19 protein-coding genes are annotated in these 17,230 nt (G+C 58.9%); 8 read left to right on the top strand and 11 right to left on the bottom strand.

The genetic code is table 11. From position 1 onward, the window contains the following. The first annotated feature begins 74 nt into the window (after positions 1 to 74). The 7 genes from HKD32_RS10345 (at position 75) to HKD32_RS10375 (ending at position 6,815) form a co-directional block, all read left to right on the top strand. Positions 75 to 1,322, top strand: coding sequence for a hypothetical protein (locus tag HKD32_RS10345; protein ID WP_194257945.1), 1,248 nt, complete (start codon positions 75 to 77; stop codon positions 1,320 to 1,322). Further along, positions 1,319 to 2,179, top strand: coding sequence for a hypothetical protein (locus tag HKD32_RS10350; protein WP_194257946.1), 861 nt, complete (start codon positions 1,319 to 1,321; stop codon positions 2,177 to 2,179). Before HKD32_RS10345 ends, HKD32_RS10350 begins: the two co-directional genes overlap by 4 nt. Beyond that, complete coding sequence (locus HKD32_RS10355) at positions 2,176 to 2,697, top strand: hypothetical protein (protein ID WP_010501987.1); 522 nt, start codon at positions 2,176 to 2,178, stop codon at positions 2,695 to 2,697. Before HKD32_RS10350 ends, HKD32_RS10355 begins: the two co-directional genes overlap by 4 nt. Continuing rightward, positions 2,697 to 3,788: a hypothetical protein gene (locus HKD32_RS10360; RefSeq protein WP_194257947.1), complete on the top strand. Its 1,092-nt coding sequence runs from the start codon at positions 2,697 to 2,699 to the stop codon at positions 3,786 to 3,788. Before HKD32_RS10355 ends, HKD32_RS10360 begins: the two co-directional genes overlap by 1 nt. Beyond that, a complete protein-coding gene (locus tag HKD32_RS10365; protein ID WP_194257967.1) occupies positions 3,785 to 5,224 on the top strand; it encodes an NADH-quinone oxidoreductase subunit D-related protein in 1,440 nt (479 codons plus the stop codon). The genes HKD32_RS10360 and HKD32_RS10365 overlap by 4 nt, the downstream gene beginning before the upstream one ends. Continuing rightward, positions 5,221 to 5,706 (top strand): NADH-quinone oxidoreductase subunit B family protein, encoded by a 486-nt coding sequence (locus tag HKD32_RS10370; protein WP_194257948.1) that lies wholly within the window; start codon positions 5,221 to 5,223, stop codon positions 5,704 to 5,706. The genes HKD32_RS10365 and HKD32_RS10370 overlap by 4 nt, the downstream gene beginning before the upstream one ends. Before the next feature lie 173 nt (positions 5,707 to 5,879). Continuing rightward, entirely contained in the window at positions 5,880 to 6,815 is a 936-nt protein-coding gene (locus HKD32_RS10375) for an ROK family protein (RefSeq protein WP_010501980.1), read from the top strand. Between the two features lie 78 nt (positions 6,816 to 6,893). Here HKD32_RS10375 and HKD32_RS10380 read toward each other — a convergent pair whose 3' ends face one another. The 3 genes from HKD32_RS10380 to HKD32_RS10390 all read right to left on the bottom strand — a co-directional run bounded on the left by HKD32_RS10380 (position 6,894) and on the right by HKD32_RS10390 (position 9,245). Beyond that, on the bottom strand, positions 6,894 to 7,775 hold the full coding sequence (locus HKD32_RS10380) for a CDP-alcohol phosphatidyltransferase family protein (RefSeq protein ID WP_034880465.1): 882 nt from the start codon (positions 7,773 to 7,775) through the stop codon (positions 6,894 to 6,896). A 14-nt stretch (positions 7,776 to 7,789) separates the two neighbouring features. Then, positions 7,790 to 8,467, bottom strand: a complete 678-nt coding sequence (locus HKD32_RS10385) for a phosphatidylserine decarboxylase (protein WP_010501976.1) — start codon at positions 8,465 to 8,467, stop codon at positions 7,790 to 7,792. Between the two features lie 61 nt (positions 8,468 to 8,528). Beyond that, positions 8,529 to 9,245, bottom strand: a complete 717-nt coding sequence (locus HKD32_RS10390) for a methyltransferase (protein ID WP_228118942.1) — start codon at positions 9,243 to 9,245, stop codon at positions 8,529 to 8,531. A 41-nt stretch (positions 9,246 to 9,286) separates the two neighbouring features. On the opposite strand from HKD32_RS10390, the gene gloB reads away from it, so the two are divergent. Then, positions 9,287 to 10,003: a hydroxyacylglutathione hydrolase gene (gene gloB / locus HKD32_RS10395; protein WP_061932481.1), complete on the top strand. Its 717-nt coding sequence runs from the start codon at positions 9,287 to 9,289 to the stop codon at positions 10,001 to 10,003. A 53-nt stretch (positions 10,004 to 10,056) separates the two neighbouring features. Here the strand turns inward: gloB and HKD32_RS10400 are convergent, their stop codons facing one another. The 8 genes from HKD32_RS10400 to HKD32_RS10435 all read right to left on the bottom strand — a co-directional run bounded on the left by HKD32_RS10400 (position 10,057) and on the right by HKD32_RS10435 (position 17,177). Continuing rightward, the gene (locus tag HKD32_RS10400) at positions 10,057 to 10,212 is read right to left on the bottom strand and encodes a hypothetical protein (RefSeq protein ID WP_007282826.1); all 156 of its coding nucleotides are present in this window, start codon (positions 10,210 to 10,212) and stop codon (positions 10,057 to 10,059) included. 19 nt (positions 10,213 to 10,231) lie between these two features. After that, positions 10,232 to 11,257 (bottom strand): cytochrome d ubiquinol oxidase subunit II, encoded by a 1,026-nt coding sequence (gene cydB / locus HKD32_RS10405; RefSeq protein WP_061932483.1) that lies wholly within the window; start codon positions 11,255 to 11,257, stop codon positions 10,232 to 10,234. 6 nt (positions 11,258 to 11,263) lie between these two features. Then, complete coding sequence (locus HKD32_RS10410) at positions 11,264 to 12,688, bottom strand: cytochrome ubiquinol oxidase subunit I (RefSeq protein WP_010501967.1); 1,425 nt, start codon at positions 12,686 to 12,688, stop codon at positions 11,264 to 11,266. Between the two features lie 210 nt (positions 12,689 to 12,898). Beyond that, complete coding sequence (locus HKD32_RS10415; protein ID WP_194257949.1) at positions 12,899 to 13,966, bottom strand: DUF2125 domain-containing protein; 1,068 nt, start codon at positions 13,964 to 13,966, stop codon at positions 12,899 to 12,901. A 271-nt stretch (positions 13,967 to 14,237) separates the two neighbouring features. After that, entirely contained in the window at positions 14,238 to 14,975 is a 738-nt protein-coding gene (locus HKD32_RS10420; protein ID WP_194257950.1) for a lysophospholipid acyltransferase family protein, read from the bottom strand. 44 nt (positions 14,976 to 15,019) lie between these two features. After that, positions 15,020 to 15,613: a YdcF family protein gene (locus HKD32_RS10425; RefSeq protein WP_194257951.1), complete on the bottom strand. Its 594-nt coding sequence runs from the start codon at positions 15,611 to 15,613 to the stop codon at positions 15,020 to 15,022. Beyond that, entirely contained in the window at positions 15,610 to 16,509 is a 900-nt protein-coding gene (locus HKD32_RS10430) for a cell division protein FtsX (RefSeq protein ID WP_194257952.1), read from the bottom strand. Before HKD32_RS10430 ends, HKD32_RS10425 begins: the two co-directional genes overlap by 4 nt. Continuing rightward, positions 16,506 to 17,177, bottom strand: a complete 672-nt coding sequence (locus tag HKD32_RS10435) for a cell division ATP-binding protein FtsE (RefSeq protein ID WP_194257953.1) — start codon at positions 17,175 to 17,177, stop codon at positions 16,506 to 16,508. The genes HKD32_RS10430 and HKD32_RS10435 overlap by 4 nt, the downstream gene beginning before the upstream one ends. Positions 17,178 to 17,230: the final 53 nt, after the last annotated feature.

The raw sequence follows: 17,230 nt of genomic DNA on the forward strand, positions 1-17,230 counted from the left end.
CCGAAGCGGACCGTACCCTGTTCAATTTTTCGACCCTGTTTCATACCGATCCGGTCTCTCTGTGCCTCGCAGTATTGACTGTTCCTGCCGTTTTGAAAGCGGATCGGGACAGTGTGGCCGGGCGTGGCCGGATTGCGCTTCCGGCGGCGCTTGTTGCGATCCTTGCGACGTCAGGTCCAGCCATTGCCGTGGCTCTTGGCGTCTGGATGACGCAGGAACGCAGAGCCTGTCCGCTCTGGTGGGCGTTGCCAGCGCTGCTGTGTTCCGTTCTGCTTCCTGACAGTACCGTGGCCCTTCTGGCACTTTTCCCGGTGCTTTACTGGCCTGCGCTCAGTTCACGCGATGGGGCGCTGTTTCCAGCTCTCTCTGCCATTCTTGCCGTTTCAGTGCTCTGGCACGCTGGCGCCATCAATTCGATTGTCTGCATGGCAGGCCTCGGCGCGATGACGCTTCTTGTTTTGGGGCGTTGTGCGTTGTGGGGGGAAAAGCCTGGAGACCTTGGGCTGCTCCGTCCAGCCATTCTGGCAACGCTCATGATTGCAGCGCAGGATGAAGGATTGACGACGGGGGCCCGGATTGCCCTTGAAGCTCTGTTGCTGGATCTGGCCCTTTTGGTTCTGTACGTCCCGGTGCTTCGTCTTCTTCCGGTGCTGGCCATTCTCAGGCTGCCTTTCCCGCCGTTGCCGGGATTTATTGTGCTGTGGCTTGGGATACATGCCGCCCTTGGATTGGCTGCCGGTGTGCAGGGTTGGAGCGTGATCGGGGTGTTTGCTGCACTTCTGATCGGCTTGATTTCGCTTGTGGATGTTCTGACCGTTGGGCGCAGACCGGACGCTGGTGTGTTGCCTGTCGAGCCTGCCGGAGCGGTCGGTATCATTGCTTTGGCAACCATGCTGCTGCCTCTGATCGTGTTTGGTGTCTTCAGTCCGGTTCTTCATCATGTGGGGGGCGAATGGGTTTGGCCTTTCTGGTCTTTGGGAGGCGGAGACGGCGCGCATCTCAGATTGCCAGCCATTGTCCTTCTTCTCGGCGCAATCTGGCTGTGGCTGGTCAAATCATGGCGGGTGGAGCGTGGGTTGGAAAAAGCCTTTGCAGGCCTGTTTTCCGGTCGGTTTCAGACTGCGCAGGGCGAAACGGGTTTGTTTGAAGAGCCAGCCGCTTTGCCGTGGGTTGTTCGTCGTCTGATCGTGGGTGGGCGGGGACGTTTCCGCGCCATGATGGTTCTGAAAGTCGGGAAAATGCCGGAGACGCGACGAATGGCTGTTGGGCTGTGGCTTGTGCTGCTGGCTCTGGTGCTTGCCGTTCTGGGGCTGACATCATGATGATGGCTGTCCTCTTTGCTGTCGCCCAGACGCTTTTTCAATGTGTTCTGCTGCTCCTGTTGACGCCGCTGATGGCTTGGATGCTGGAAGAACTGCCGCGCTGGGTTAACGGTGAAGCTGTGTCCGGGCCTGTGCGTCATGTGCGGCGTGCCGGGCTTTTCTGGCGCGCCGCTTTTCGCCAGCCTTTGGCTCCTGGGATGGCTCTTGTTCTGGCTGTTTCCCTGTTGAGCCTTGCTGTTCTGCCTGCTGTCACAACGGGAGGTGCCTTGATCTCGTTGGCGAACCCGCTGCTTGTCGGCATTCTGCTTCTTGTTGGCAGGCTGATGCTGGGATGCCCATCCTTGCGGGATGAAGGACGCCGTGTTCTTCCCGCGGTTTTGGTGCTGTGTCTGACGGAAGCCCTGATTGCTTTGGCCGCTCCGGGGGCGGATGGTCTGGGAGGGCTTTGTGCGATGTTGCACATTGAGCCGGTACCGGGACTGGAGGGCGCTTTAGGGGCCTGTGTTCTGGCTTTGGCCATTTCATGTCCGCCGCTTCGTGAAGACGATATGCTTCTGCGTCTGGACGGTATGAAAGACCGGGCGGCCCGCGATATGGCGCGGCAGGTCGCGCAGGTTCTGAATTTTGCCTGGATCTTCCTGCTGGCTGATCTGGCGCTGCCCATATCTGTCGGATTGCGTGACGCAGGTCTCTCGGGATGGTTCGTGGGGCTGGCGGCCCTTCTGGCGCGTGTCTTGCTTGTGGTGATGGTGCTTGTGACATTGAGGCTGACAGCGCAGGAACGCAGCGAACGGCTGACGGCGCTGTTTGCGGGCGTGGCGCTTCTTCTGGCACTGGCCGGGAGGTTCGCGACGTGATTGTCGGGTTTGGTGTTCTCCTCCTTTTGGCGCTGGCTGGCCTAGGCCGGGATGGACGCGGGTTGCCGCTGTACGGGTTGGTCTGTGCGTTTGCCGGGGCGACGGTTTGTGGCGGCCTGCTTGCGCTGCTGACATCCGTTACGTTGGTCGGGCTGAATATTGGTGCCTGGATCTGGCTGCGACGCTTTGCGCCTCACGCGCCAGACCGTGGGGCTGTATTGCCTGTGGTGGGTGCTCTTTTGCTGTTGCTGGCACTTGGGCTGTCCGGGGCCAGTCTGGGACTTGCGCCTGTTCTCGGGGCCGGTGTTGTTCTGATCGGGCTTTGTGGCGCGGCGTTCGGGCCGTCTCTTGTGCAGTTTACGGGCCTTCTGGTGGCGGCGGACGGTCTGATCGTTATGGCGTGCATCCTGCAATCCTGGCCGTTGTTTGCGGCGGCTGTTGCGCTCTGGGGCGTCCTTGGCGCGCTGGGCGTGACGTTGCTGCCTCGTCTGGCCTGGCGCCGCGTGGAGGAAAACTGATGCATCCGCTTGCTCCGGTCGGGACATTGTTTGCCGTCACGGTCTGGCCGCTTCTGGCGGCCTTTCTGCTCATGCTTACGCCCGCAAACCGTCAGCCCGCCAGCAGTCTGACATTCGCCATTGCCGGGGCGATCATGACGCCGATTGCGGTCTGGCTGATGCCGGGGGCGGATGCACTGGCGGCGGCATGTTCGTGTGCCGTGGCCGTTATGCCGCTGCTGCTACCTCCTGCAAAGGATAAAACTGGCCGTATTCTGCCATTTTTGGTGACAGGGTGCGCCCTGATGGCGCTGAATGTCCATTCGGCATTCGCCGTGACGGTGCTGTGTGGGGCTGGGACTGTTCTGCTGGCGTGGCGGGAAGGACGCGGGGCGCAGAAAGCAGCGATCGTCTGGGACATGGCCCGGTCCCGTCTGGGAGGCGTCATTCTGGGTGTTCTGGGGGCGTCGCTGCTCTCCATGGAGCAGTCTCCGCTTGGGCCTGTTCTGCTGACGGTTGGTCTTTGCATGATGGCAGGGCTGGGGCCATCGCCCGTTCCGGAGCCTGAGGCTGCGTTGCTGGACACGGGTCTGCGCTTTGCGGCGATCCTTCTGATGCTGCGGCTTGATCAGCATGCGCTTGTTCATCTGCTGGTTCTGGTAGCAGGGTTCGGAACGCTCATCATGAAGATGGCCGTGCAATCGAAAGGGCGAGGGCAGTTCCTGCCAGTTCTGGCGGCTCTCGGGGCGATTGCCGCAGCAGTCGGGGAAGGCAGCGCGATTGTGCTTCTGCTCATGACGTCGCTTGGTCTGGCTGTGCTGGAACGGGAGGGAGATGCTGACCATTACCGGTCTGTCGCCGATGGTATGGCGCCTTGGTCGGTCTTCTGCGCACTTCTGGCAATAGGCCGGTCTCTTGAACCGTTCCTTCTTGCTCTGATGATTGTGTGCCTGTTACCGGGATTGAGGCAGGTTCGCTTTTCCACATTGATGCCGTCTGGTCTGGCATTGAAAGCCGGGATTGTGCCGGTGGTTGAGGCTGCCCTTCTCGCGATCGGGCTGTGCGGGCCTCTGCTGCTGACATGGCATCCAACGCCGGGGTGGCAGCCATGAGCGACATGGGAAAGGTTATCCGAAGTGGTGACCGTGTTGCATTGTCTCATTATTCTCTGGACGCAGAGCAGTGGGAAGCCATGTTGGCTGCTCCGGGTGCGACATTGCCGCTTCTGTCCTGCTGGGCTGATGAACACCGTGTCTATGTTCTGCTGCTCAAAGGCGATTGCCCCCTGATGGCGAGCACGGCGGTAGAAGACCGTCGTTACCTTGCGCCGTCTTCCCGTTTCCCGGCGGCGGAATGGGGCGAGCGGGTGGCTTATGATCTCTGGGGTGTTGAGGCGATGGGCGCCTCCGGGGAGGGGCAGCCTGCATTGGATGAAGGAGTGTGGGAAGCTACGTGGCCACTTTCTTCACGTCCCGGCCCGGGTGGTCAGGCGGCGCGTCCTGTTCCGGGGCGTACTGTTCTACCTGCTGAAAAGTCGGGTCTGACGGGTCCGCTGGAACTGTCCTTTGATGTCGTTCGGGGGCGAGTGCAAGGGGTGTCCGTTAATGCGGGGCTGGCGCATCGGGGTGTGCTGCACCGGATGATCGGCCTTACACCTGAGGAGGCTTTGCCTTTGGTGTCGCGGATGACCGCCGGAGGATTTGTGGCGCATCCGGTCGCGTTCTGCCGGGCTGTGGCTCAGGCGCGCGGCTTGCAGCCTGGTCCGGGTGTTCGGGATTGCTGGATGATCCTGCTGGAAATCGAGCGGATGTCTGTTCATCTATTTGATATGGCGCGCACGGCCCGAGCGGTGGATGCCGGGCTTTTGGCGACGCATTGCGAACATGCGCGTGAGGCAATTGCTTTCGCCTGTGCTGAACAGGGTGTGTCTCGCCGCCTGACGGATCTGGTGCGCTGTGATGGTTTTCACGCAGGACTGGAAATCGTTCCGCTGGCACAGGCTGTTGTGAATGCAATGCAACCCCGCATGGCCCAACTCCGGGAACTGCAATCCGTTTTTGCACCACGACTGAAGGGTCTTGCTGTTCTGGCACCGACACAGGCGCGGGAATTTGCAGTTGGTGGACTGGTAGGGAGAGCCTCGGGGCGCAGTCTGGATGTGCGTCGTCGGGAAGCCGGGATGCGGCTGGATGCTTTGCGCTCGACAGGATCAAGTGAGGGTGATGGCGCGGCGAGAGATGCTTTGCGTCTGAACGAGATTCGCGACTCTCTGGCTCTGATCCAGCGTATTCTGGGTAGTATCGGCATGGATGATGACGAGCCCGCACCGGAGGCGACGCAGGAAGGCATCGGTGCTGCGGAAGGTGCCCGCGGCGATATCTGGTACTGGGTGAGGCTCAGGAACGGAAAGATTGAGGCCGTTCAGGCTCGTGATCCAGCGGTCTCGTTACTGTCTGTTCTCCCGGATATTTTGATGGGAGAACTGCCGGAGGGTCTGCCTGCGGCTCTGAGGTCTCTGGCTCTGTCTCCCTCGGGAGTGGCGATGTGAGTGTGTTTCAGAAGACCGGACCGCTGAGTGTCCTTCATGCCTTTATGGATGCGTCCCGCTGGAGAGCCTCTGCGGACAAAGAGGCTTCCGTACACAATGATATGATCAGTCTGTATGTGCTGGAGACCGGTGGCTGCGAAGGCTGTGCCATGGAAGTGGAAAGTCTTTGTGGTTCTGCTTTTGCGTTGGACCGGTATGGGTTCAGGCGTGTGACAGATCCGGCAGATGCGGACTGGCTGCTGGTGACAGGGGTCATGAGTCGGGCTTGCGTACAAATGCTTGAGCGCGTCTGGAACGCCATGCCGCCGGGGAAAAGTCTGGTGGCTGTAGGCGCCTGTGCTGTCGACGGAGGTGTGTTCGGATCGGGATATGCCACGCTCGGAGGGCTCAGGGCTTTGACCCAGGTCCGCCGGTCTATTCCTGGTTGTCCGCCGTCCCCGCAGGATATTCTTTTGGGTTTGCAGCGGCTGGCCGGGCGTTGAAACAGATCGGTTCCTGTCCTCAGGTCTCCGGCTAAAAACAGAAATATTGATTTTTTGTGATGGGACAGCTTGCCCGCAGAGGCTTTCCCGTTCAAGCAGACGGGCGCATACAGTGCGTTAATCCGTTTCTGGTTCCCCGTTTCGGGGGCCGTTAAAACAGTACAGGGCATGAGATGGCTGACTATCGCCTTGGTATCGATCTTGGTGGAACGAAGATCGAGATTGCAGTTCTCAATCGCCAGGGCGATCTTGTCCTGCGTGAGCGAATTCCTAATCCGGGTGTCTATCCGGAAGCTATTCTTGCGATCCGTGACCTCGTAACGAGTGTGGACCATCGTCTGGGGGCCGTACCAAGCCACCGGGTCTCCGCCGGTCAGAGCACGTCCACGCTGGGCATTGGTATTCCGGGATCCATTTCTCCGGAAACGGGCCTGATCAAGAATGCCAATGCGACGTGGCTGAATGATCAGCCTTTCGGCATGGATCTGGAATCCGCTCTGGCCCGTCCGGTCCGCACCGAGAACGATGCGAACTGTTTCGCTCTTTCAGAAGCAGCAGATGGCGCGGCGAAGGGTGCTCAGACAGTATTCGGTATCATCGTCGGGACCGGCATGGGCGCAGGCATTGTGAATAATGGCCGCGTGATTGAAGGTCGCCATCACATTGCCGGTGAGTGGGGGCATCTTCCGCTTCCTTGGCCTCTGCCGGAAGATGGTGAACCACGCCCGTGCTTCTGTGGGAACAAGGGGTGCATGGAGCGCTACCTGTCCGGACCCGCTCTTGCTGCCGACTGGAAGGGCGAAGGAAACCGCAACACTGCTGGCATTGAAGAAGCTGCTGCGAACGGGGATCAGGCTGCGATTGCAGCGTTGAACCGTTACATGGAGCGTTTCGCCCGTGCGTGTTCGCTGGCGATCAACTTCCTTGATCCGGACGTTATTGTTCTGGGTGGTGGGATTTCGAACCTTGCATCGCTTTATGACCGCGTTCCGCCGCTGTTGAGCAAGCACGTTATTACGCCGGTTTGCACGACGCCGATCGTGAAGAACCTGCATGGTGACAGTTCTGGCGTGCGCGGCGCTGCATGGCTGTGGGATGTGACAGAGTAAAAACTTCTGGGAAGCCGGATTTTCCGGTTTGTCAGACATTAAAAAAGCCGCCGGGATGTCCCGGCGGCTTTTTATGTTTCAGGCGGGCTCTTCGTCCACCGTTTCCGACATATCCTCGGCGGCTTTTCTCAGCCGGTGATAGGAACGGCGGGAAAACGGCAGAATGGCGACATAGAACAGACCTGCCGCAGCCAGTGCCCCCCAAGGATCAGCAACGAGAACAGCGGCATAGAGGCCGGTTCCCAGCATCAGGGGCAGTACATATCGGGCTGGAACCTTGAAGTTCTTGAACGACCACACAGGAAGCGTGGACACAAGAAGTAGGGCCGTCAGGATAAGGCAGATGGCGGAAACGATCGGTTCACGCGCAAAAGCCGACAGCCCTTCAGCGTGCATGCGGTCTGCTTCCAGCCCAAGAAAGACCGGGAACAGGACGATGCCTGCCCCGGCAGGAGCGGGAACGCCCGTGAAGAAATTCGCGGAGTAGTCCGGCTTGTCGTCATCATCAAGGCTGGCATTGAAGCGGGCCAGACGCAGCGCCATGCAGACCGTGAACATGATGCACGGCACGAAAGCATAACGCCCGGCATCCTCAAGGCACCACATCAGCAGCACAAAAGAGGGGGCGACGCCAAAGCATACGAAATCCGACAGGCTGTCGAACTCTGCGCCGAACCGTGTGGTTCCGCGTAGGAGGCGCGCGATCCGTCCATCAAGGCCGTCGATACAGGCGGCGATGAGCAGCGCGACAGCCGCGTGCTCGAACTGGTGTTCCAGTGCAAAGCGCATCCCGCTCAGCCCGGCGCAGAGGCCGAGCATGGTCAGGATGTTGGGAATCAGCCGGTTAAAGGACGGACCTCGCACACGTGTGCGGGGGGTACGTCCCATACGGCGGAGCCTGCGTCGGATGCGACGTCGGCGGGCAGGACGGGAGATATCCGCCGTTTCAGGAGTGGTCATGGAGGCGTTCTGGCTCAGAGCTTCGCCAGGACGGTTTCGCCCCCGATCATGGTCTGACCTTCGACGACAATCGGTTCAACACCTGGTGGCAGATACACGTCAGTACGGGAGCCGAACCGGATCAGACCGAAGCGCTCGCCTGCTTCCAGATGGTCGCCTTCTTCAACGAAGCACAGGATACGACGGGCAATCAGACCCGCAATCTGCACGACGCCGATATTGCGACCATCCGGCAGGGTCAGGCGGATTTCGTTGCGCTCGTTGTGTTCAGAGGCCTTGTCGAGGCTGGCGTTCAGAAACTTGCCTGCATGATAGGCGATTTTCGTGACCTGACCGGCGGCTGGCATACGGTTGATGTGAACATCCAGCACGGACAGGAACGTCGAAACGCGCCAGACGGGTGTGCTGCCCATTTCCAGAGCGGGCGGTGGCGAAACCAGCGAAACGCCTGTCACGCGGCCATCGGCTGAGGCCAGAACCAGGTTTGCGCCCGGCGGCGGTGTGCGCTTCGGGTCACGGAAGAAGTACAGGCAGAACGCGGAGAACGCGATGCCTGCCTTGCCGAGAAGGCGCGTGCAGCGCCATGGCGTCGCGCGACCGATGAGCCCGACGAGGGCACCGGCGGCGAGGAAAGGAGTCGCGGCGCGATGCGGCGGCGACAGGACGAGCTTGAAGGACTGGATCAACGACATGGGACGCACTCTTACGGCACAGGGAGTTTGGGTCAAGAATTCGCCACAAAGAAGGCGTTTTTCAGGCAGGTTCCGCAACCTGTCTGGGAATGGCTACGCGGCTTTTTTCCTCCATGAGAGGCAGGCCTGCATAAATGTTTTTGCGGGCCAGCACGATATGGACGCCGGCGCAGGGAAACCGGGCTATTTTTCCAAGTCGTTCGGGAAGTGCTCCTGAAAGACCTGAAAGCAGGGCCGGTGGCGTCATGAGGGCGCCCGTATGCTGCTCGATGCGGAAAAGCCCCTGTTCAAGAAGTCGCGTGATCTGGCCTGTGCTGAAGGGCGTTCCATGCCCGAAAGGGGTTGCATCCGTATGGGCCCAGCATCCTGACCGGTTGGGGACAACGAGGATCAGGACGCCATCATCGGTCATGACTTTCCAGATGGACCGGAGGAAATCCGGTGCTGATCGAGTAAACTCCATGCCATGAATAACCATGATGGCTTCCATCGATAAATCATCGAAAGGCAGCCGTCCGCTATCGACCATGCAATCCTGAGCGATATGCGGGAAAGCATTCTGTGTTTGCGGATGCTGAAGGCGGGCTGAGACAGCGTAGGCTGCATGAGATGGGAGATAAGGGCCGGGATAACCGATGCCGAGAAGGCGGCGCGTTTGCAGATCCGGCACCAGCGCTTGCAACCTCTGGTTCAGAAGTGCCGCAGTGCGCGTGCCTGTCCGGCTTCCGTAGAAGGTCGCGGCATCTTCGGAACGGGTACGTGTCAGGCGCGTCAGCATGGTATGTATCTAATCAGCAAGCGAAGACCAAAGGAACCGTCATGTCACTCGATATTCAGTCTATCCCGGTTCTGTCAGACAATTATGTCTGGCTTCTGACGGCAGGAGACGGCACCCGTGCTGTTGTGGATCCGGGAGAGGCCGGTCCGGTCATGGATGTTCTGGGTGAGGGGCGGCTGGATCTGATTCTTCTGACCCATCATCATGCGGACCATACAGGTGGGGTGGATGCACTACGAGAACGCTATGGTTCTAAGGTCTTCGGTCCATCACAGAAGCCGGAATGGCTGCCTCGACTGGATCGTGGTCTTGAAGATGGAGACACGTTTTTCATTGGCGACGTGGCCGTAGAGGTTCTGCTAACGCCAGGCCACGCTGTGGGGCATCTGTCCTATGTTGTTCCGGAAGTGCCCGCTCTTTTCTGTGGAGATGTTCTGTTCAGCGCTGGCTGTGGGCGTCTGCTGGAAGGGACGGCGGAAGAGCTGTTCCGGAGTCTGCATCGTTATGATGCTCTTCCAGAGGACACGCTGGTCTGCGCGGGGCACGAATACACGCGCTCCAACATTGCTTTCGCGCTGCATGTTGATCCGGAGAACGTGGCGCTCAAGGCGAGGGCAGCCGAGGTGGAAAGGCTTCTGGAAGCAGGACGCCCGACATTGCCGGTGTCTCTTGGTACCGAAAGGGCGACAAATCCGTTTCTGAGAGCGCCAGATGTGGCGCGCTTTGCGGAGCTGAGGCGTCAGAAAGATACCTTCTGACGGTAATAAAAAACCCCGCCTTTGTAAGGCGGGGTTTTTTATTACGGGGTAGGTCAGTGATGACCGCCGAAAATGATTTTCTTGAGGAGCTCGGCTCCCACGCCAACGACGAGAACGCCGCTGGCCCAGAAAAGAACGAACCACCCGACCCGTTTCATCCAGGCAACGGGACCTGTTTTCTGATCGGGTTTTCCGTACTCGATTCTCATGATCCGAACTCCCGGAAAATCAGTGGTAGTGATGCTCTGCCGTCACTTTTCCGCGGAACACATAATAGGAATAGATCGTGTATCCGAGGATGACCGGCAGCAGGAACATGGCGCCGAACAGGACGAAAGCCTGACTGCTCGGGGGGGAGGAAGCCTGCCAGATGGTGATGGTCGGCGGTACGATGTACGGCCAGACATTGATCCCCAGTCCGGAGAAGCACAGGAAGAACAGACCGAGCGTTGAGATGAACGGCAGCAGGTGCGACTTGCGGTTACGCAGGCCCAGGAACAGTGCTCCGGCAACAGCTACTACAGCAACCGGAACCGGCAGAACCAGAGCAAGCTGCGGCCATTCGAGCCAGTGTTGCATGTAGGTCGTGTGAAGCTGCGGCGTCCAGACGGACACAGCTACGATTGTCAGTAACATGAGGCCTGCGAGCGTGTAGGAAACGCGACGCATTGTGTCCTGAAGTTCACCTTCACAACGCCAGATCAGCCATGTGGAGCCCAGAAGCGCATAGCCGATGGTCACGGCAGCACCACAGAACAGGGCAAACGGCGTGACCCAGTCGAGGGACGTGCCAACGAAGACGTTGTTCTGGACCGGGATGCCCTGAACGAGCGTGCCAAGGATGACACCCTGCATGAACGCTGCGACAATGGAGCCACCGCAGAACGATGCGTCCCAGAAAAGCTGGGACCGTGCGGACTTCATCTTGAAGCGGAACTCGAAAGAGACGCCGCGCAGGATGAGAGCCAGCAGCATGAACAGGATCGGCAGGTACAGCGCGGGAAGGATCGTGCCGTAAGCGACCGGGAAGACGCCGTAGAGTGCGGCGCCCCCAAAGATCATCCAGGTTTCGTTGCCGTCCCAGACAGGAGCGACCGTGTTGACCATGACGTTGCGGTGATCGTGATCGCGTTCCTTGAGGAACAGGACGCCGATGCCAAGGTCAAAGCCGTCAAGGATGACGTAGAGGAAAATGGCAGAGGCCGCGAGAACGGCCCAGACCACGGGAAGCCAGAAAGCGGCGGATTCGGTCATGATCGCTTACTCCGCCAGACCAGCATTGTGGGGATGGTGAGACACCTGCGTCGTACCGGCAGACATGTGCGGCTCGTGCTCGGACGGACCCTCTTCACCCGAATGAGGCTCCTGGGCAAAGCTGCGCAGCAGGATCGTGATACCGCCTGTGAAAACGATGAAGTACACGATCACGAAGGCGATCATGGACGTTGCCATACTCGGCAGGGCGATTTCTGACACACTGTCAGACGTCTTGAGTAGACCGTAAACAGTGTAGGGCTGACGACCCACTTCCGTCGTGATCCAGCCGCAGAGCAGAGCGATGAAGCCCGCCGGAGACATCCAGAGCGCCACGCGATGCAGCAGAGCGTTGTCGTACAGGCTGCCCTTCCAGCGCAGGAACAGGGACCACAGGCCAACCAGAACCATGAGCGAACCAAGCGCGATCATGATGCGGAAGGAGAAGAACAGCAGGGGCGAGTACGGGCGCAGATCCTTCGGATAGTCCTTCAGGCCCGGCACCTTGCCATCAAGGCTGTGCGTCAGGATCAGGGAGCCGAGGAGCGGGATCTGGACCTTGTAGTGCGTCGTCTCGTTTTCCATGTCCGGAATACCGAACAGGATTTCCGGCGCGCGACCTTCGGACTCCCAGTCACCTTCCATCGCGGCGATCTTGGCAGGCTGGTATTCCAGTGTGTTCAGACCCTGCGTGTCACCGGCCAGAAACTGGACCGGGGCAACGATAGCCGCCATCCACATGGCCATGGAGAACATCAGGCGGACCTGTTCGGACGCCTGACGGCCTTCACGACGGGCCTTCAGCAGGTGCCAGCCAGCGACGCCAGCCACGATGAACGCGACGGACAGGAAGGCTGCCAGTCCCATATGCACGAGGCGGAACGGGAAGGACGGGTTGAAGATGATCTGCCACCAGTTGCCCGGCAGGAAACGCCCCGTGGCTTCATCAATGATGTAGCCCTGTGGCGTTTGCATCCAGGAGTTGGAGGCGAGAATCCACGTCATGGAAATCAGCGTGCCGATCGACACCATGCAGGTCGCACCGAAGTGCAGCCCTTTGCCCACGCGGTTCAGGCCAAACATCATGACGCCGAGGAACCCGGCTTCAAGGAAGAAGGCCGTCATCACTTCATAGGCCAGCATCGGGCCAAGGATGGGGCCAGCTTTCTGCGAGAACTGGGACCAGTTGGTGCCAAACTCGTAGGACATGACCAGACCGGAAACCACACCCATCGCGAAGACGACGGAGAAGATTTTCAGCCAGTATTTGAAGAGGTCCAGGTAAGCGCTGCGTCCGGTCTTGAGCCAGAGGCCTTCAAGAACGGCAAGATAGGCAGCGAGCCCGATCGAGAATGCCGGGAACACGATGTGAAACCCGACTGTGAACGCGAACTGGAAGCGCGCAAGAAATAAAGCCGACAGGCCGAACATTGCGATGGTGCCTTCTGCTTGGACGGCGGATCGCAGAACCAGCCCGGAAGGAGCCGTCAGCTACGCTCGCGCCTTAGAAGTCAGGAAAAGAGCGAAGATCATGCGCACCGCACTGCACACATGACCCGGACCTGAACCTTGAAAGCCGTAGCACGACAAAAGTTTTTGCCTGCGCCACGATTTTGACAAAGATCAAGACATTCCCCGCGTCTACTCTCGCGAATGTGATACGTCAATTTTTTGTGTGGGGATATTTTGTAGAAGGGTTTCCAGAGGCATCGGAAAATGTCCGTTGACGACCGGTATATCCAGACTCACCGACTGATTATTCCTGACGATGACCGGGGACTGGTTGTGGAGAGTGCGCTCCAGAATGATCTGAAGGTCAGGGGGGAGAGCGGTTCGGATGGGAACTGTCTTCAAAAGCTGCTCTACCGCCTCATGCCAGTTCAGCAGCGTAAGTGTGAGATGACCGGTGGCGGCTGGCAGATCAAGGGCTCCGGAAAACGATAGGCGATTGGCGTCTCCGAATGAAAATGTCGCTGTTTGCAGAAGAAGCCGGTCATATCCTTCAAGAGAGAAGAAAGAAGCTGTGTCTTTCCGTGTTGAGGATGTCAGGGCTGCTATGAAGCGGATGTCTCTTGCGGAAAGCTGAAGGGACGGGAGGGCTGGCGAGTGGAGGGATCGGGCAGAGAGTTCAAACCCCAGACGTGTTGCCCCGTAAGCGGCGTGTGGGACTGCGAGCAGGCGTCCACTCACTTCGGTCAGGGATGCGGACTGATCCAGTCCTTGTGTCGTCAAGGCAAGCTCTGCCGAAGGCGCCTTGAACGTCGTGTTTTGATCTTTTGAGAACCGCAGATGCAGATCCTGCGACAGGACTGTGGCCTGAGCGGTCAGGGAGAGGAAACGTGCTGCATTTCTGCCAGACAGGAAGACAGGCAGGTCTGTACGCATCAGATCCAGCCATGATCCTCCCGCTCGGAGGGTTGTTCCGCTCCATCCTGCGTCAAAGGGGGCTGCAACAGTCTGCTCGTGGCGCAGGCGTGGGGAAGACAGGGTAACCCATGCGCCAAATGGCCATCCACCAGATGAGGTCCGTTCGACCGTGGTGGTCCATCCTGCTGTCTGAAGGGCCATGCGACAGGTGGCAATTTCTCTTTCGATCATACGCGTTGTACGCCACCACAGAAGGGTGTCCGCGCAGAGAAGGACTGTCACGAGACAGGCAATGACAAGTCCCGGTTTGAGGTAACGGGCAGTATTGAGAGAAAGCTTCACTGAGCCTGTCTTTATGAAGACGGATGTAAATCCTGTTTCTGGCAGGTCTATTTTATCCCCAAAAAAGGATTGAGGGAAAAAACAGTCACGCGAAAAGTGGCGGGACGTCAATATGACAGAAAAAAGGCAGAGATTCTGTGGTAAAACTCCAAGAAAATCCCGGAAAAAAGCGATTTTCGGGAAAGCCTTGGAAACTGGAAAGTTTCTTCCTTATTCCTGCCGCGTAAAGGTATGAAATATCATCATCTCTCAAGGGAAGCCGAAGCGTTTCTCATTCCACAGAGTTATCCACAGGATCTCGTGGCAATGCGTGAGTTGCGCACAGTTCGTCCCATGCATTTTCCAGCGCCCCGGTGAAGGCGCCGCGCCCTTGCGTCGTGGGGAGCGGTTTGCCAATGGCGACCTTCAGAATGCCCGGTCTTTTGTGCCAGGGGGAGCGGTCCCAGAAGAGGCCGGAATTGGTGGCGACCGGGACGACAGGGACACTGGCTTGTCGGGCGAGAGCTATGATCCCGGGCTGAATGGACTGCCGTTCTCCGGGGAGGGTTCTGGTCCCTTCGGGGAAGATGATAATCTGGCGGTTCGCTGCATGAGCGTCTGCGCTGTCTTTCATCATGGTCCGAAGGGCTTTGGAGCCGTCGCTGCGCTTGACCGGTATCATGCCTGCAAGAATGAGCATGGGGCCGACGAGAGGAATGCGCGTGAGTTCCTGTTTGATGATGTAGGTCGGCAAAGGCACCAGATTCATCCAGACAAACCCGTCGAAAAAGGACTGGTGTTGCGATGCGATCAGGCAGGGGCCTGAGGGAATGTTTTCCTGGCCCGTGATGTCGATGCGAACAGAGCAGAGGTGTGAGAAGCCAAACAGAACCGCTCGGGACCAGAGCTTGGCGTAGCTCAGGGCCAGATCCTTTCGGCCTAGCGCGCGTATCGGCAGGGCGCCAAGCCCCATGATCAGCGTAAGGAGCAGGAAATACAGATTGAACAGCAGGCCACGGAATATGCTCATGATGCTGTCTGCTCACCAGAAAATGGCCTGTTAGACAAGGGCAATCAGTGTGTGGTCAGACCCGCTTTTCCATCAGGAAGCCCTGTGAGGTTGCCGAGTTCGGCTCCAAGAAGCTTGAGATATTCGCGAACAAGAAGATGCAGGGTCTGGCGCGTTAAAGGGGCTTCCAGTGCGGGGGGCAGAACGGGATATGGCACCAAATCCAGTTCCGGTGCTGTACGATGCAGTTCCACGATGGCGCGCCGGATATGGTACCCGGCCGTGACGACAAGCAGGCTGTGTAGTTTGTGTTCCCGCGCCCATGTGGTGATTTCATACGCATTGCCGATGGTGCTGACGGCGCGGCGACCCAGCGTGATTCGGGCGATCATGTCGTCTGACAGGGACTGTCTTTGCAGTTTTGCCAATTGGTCGAGCGTGACATGTGGCCCGACACCCGAAATAAGAAGGAGCTGGCCGTACCCGCCCTTGAGAAGGGTCATGGACGTGTCGATCCGTGACTGTCCGCCTGTGAGAGTGACGATTCCGTCGCAGACCGTTGCGACCTGGGGAGGCTGTCTGGAGTCATGGATGAACCACGCCAGACCAAGGGTCCATATCAGAACGGTAAGCAGCAGGAAGGAGGCAGCGGCTCTCAAGGCAGTCGTCTCAGCCAGACGAGAACCACACCCTGTGCCGTGAGCCAGCCAAGGCAGGCTGCAATGAAGGGCAGTGCTCCCAGTTCTTTCAAAAGAGACGACGGAAGGATGCGCAGAGTGGTCCACCAACCATCAAGGGTCATTGGAAACGCAGTTAGAAGTGCGGATTGATGCGCGAAAGGTGAAAGTGTCGTTGCAAGCGAGATTGTGAGCGGGGTGAGCAGGACCAGTCCTGCGATGCCACCAAGGAAGCTGAGAAGTGCGGCACGGCCGGCGATATGGCTTGAAATAGTGAGGTCGGCGGCGCCGAGGGCATGCACAATCTCCACCGCACGCTTCTGCGCAGCCACGGAACGTCGAACGGTCATGCCGATCGAGAGCGCAGCGATGGCTGCAATCAGGGTCACAGCCAGCCATGCGCAACCGGTCAGGCTTGTGCCGAGGCGCTCGAGTCTCTGTCCCCATTGAAGGTCTTCCTGAAGCACGGCTTCCGGAAGTGTATCGTGGACTGTCGTGGTCAGGTCGGTTCCAGGAGTGTGAGCGACAATCAGGACTTCAGGAAGAGAAAGGCCCGGCAGGCCTTTGTGAGAACCTACAGGTTGCCCGAGCCACGGAGAAAGAAGCTCCTGTACCTGGTCGGTCGTGAGTTTCTGGATGTTCGTGACACCGTTCAGTGCTTTCAGAGCTTGGATAAGTGCGTTCGTTCGGTCCGACGCATTCGGGATATCCGTCGGGATTTCGATGGTTGCTGCACTATGAGCAGCCCGGGACCACCCTTCGGCCAAGGCCTGAATACCCGTCAATCCGGCAAGGGCCAGTCCTGCCAGAAGGGTCATGAGGGCAACGAGAAGGGGCAGGCTGCCGGAGCGCAGGCCGGGAGAGACGCGGCGGCTCATGGCGTGACAGCCTGTGGATCAAGCGTGCCGTCGCGAAGCATGATGGACGGTGCAGGGGCTTCTCGCACCAGTCCTTCATTATGGGTGGCAACGATGACGGTGGTTCCGAGATCAATCAGTTCCTGAAAGGTGGAGAGAAGACGTCTGGCCTGAGACTCTTCGAGGGCGTTGGTGGGTTCGTCTGCGAGAAGAATATCGGGGCGTCCGATCAGGGCGCGGGCGATGGCAACGCGCTGCTGTTCTCCGCCTGAGAGAATGGTAGGGCGGGAGTGTGCGTGGGCGGCAACATCCAGCCATTCCAGAACGGAGAAAACTTCCTGCGGGATATCGCGCTCTGACCGGCCTCGTAACCGAAGCGGGAGGGCAACATTGTCAAAAACGGTCCATTCCCCGATCAGACGATAATCCTGCGGTACAAATCCGATGCGCCGCCTCAGATTTCTTAAAGCCCCCCGGCTGGCGTTGGTGATGGATGTTCCCAGAATATCCATCTGGCCAGACGCAGGGCGTGCACCAAGGGTCAGAAGCCGTAGCAGGCTGGATTTGCCTGCGCCCGATGGCCCAAGTAGCCAGCGGAATTCACCCTGCGGAATGTTCAGCGTCATGCTGTGCAGAACGGGTTGCCCAACGCCAGCAGGTTTCAGAGACACATCGCGCAGCCGGATCATGAATGGGCAATCAAAGGTGTTGCGGGTACATTAACCATTTATTAACGGTAACC

It is taken from the genome of Gluconobacter japonicus (assembly GCF_015244665.1).
Classification (GTDB): domain Bacteria; phylum Pseudomonadota; class Alphaproteobacteria; order Acetobacterales; family Acetobacteraceae; genus Gluconobacter; species Gluconobacter japonicus.

Bases quoted from the DNA above. Each gene is read 5' to 3' on its own strand.
- HKD32_RS10350 (WP_194257946.1), top strand. From the start codon at position 1,319: ATGATGATGGCTGTCCTCTTTGCTGTCGCCCAGACGCTTTTTCAATGT.
- HKD32_RS10360 (WP_194257947.1), top strand. From the start codon at position 2,697: ATGCATCCGCTTGCTCCGGTCGGGACATTGTTTGCCGTCACGGTCTGG.
- HKD32_RS10365 (WP_194257967.1), top strand. From the start codon at position 3,785: ATGAGCGACATGGGAAAGGTTATCCGAAGTGGTGACCGTGTTGCATTG.
- HKD32_RS10375 (WP_010501980.1), top strand. From the start codon at position 5,880: ATGGCTGACTATCGCCTTGGTATCGATCTTGGTGGAACGAAGATCGAG.
- HKD32_RS10380 (WP_034880465.1), bottom strand. From the start codon at position 7,775: ATGACCACTCCTGAAACGGCGGATATCTCCCGTCCTGCCCGCCGACGT.
- HKD32_RS10385 (WP_010501976.1), bottom strand. From the start codon at position 8,467: ATGTCGTTGATCCAGTCCTTCAAGCTCGTCCTGTCGCCGCCGCATCGC.
- HKD32_RS10390 (WP_228118942.1), bottom strand. From the start codon at position 9,245: ATGCTGACGCGCCTGACACGTACCCGTTCCGAAGATGCCGCGACCTTC.
- gloB (WP_061932481.1), top strand. From the start codon at position 9,287: ATGTCACTCGATATTCAGTCTATCCCGGTTCTGTCAGACAATTATGTC.
- HKD32_RS10400 (WP_007282826.1), bottom strand. From the start codon at position 10,212: ATGAGAATCGAGTACGGAAAACCCGATCAGAAAACAGGTCCCGTTGCC.
- cydB (WP_061932483.1), bottom strand. From the start codon at position 11,257: ATGACCGAATCCGCCGCTTTCTGGCTTCCCGTGGTCTGGGCCGTTCTC.
- HKD32_RS10410 (WP_010501967.1), bottom strand. From the start codon at position 12,688: ATGTTCGGCCTGTCGGCTTTATTTCTTGCGCGCTTCCAGTTCGCGTTC.
- HKD32_RS10420 (WP_194257950.1), bottom strand. From the start codon at position 14,975: ATGAGCATATTCCGTGGCCTGCTGTTCAATCTGTATTTCCTGCTCCTT.
- HKD32_RS10430 (WP_194257952.1), bottom strand. From the start codon at position 16,509: ATGAGCCGCCGCGTCTCTCCCGGCCTGCGCTCCGGCAGCCTGCCCCTT.
- HKD32_RS10435 (WP_194257953.1), bottom strand. From the start codon at position 17,177: ATGATCCGGCTGCGCGATGTGTCTCTGAAACCTGCTGGCGTTGGGCAA.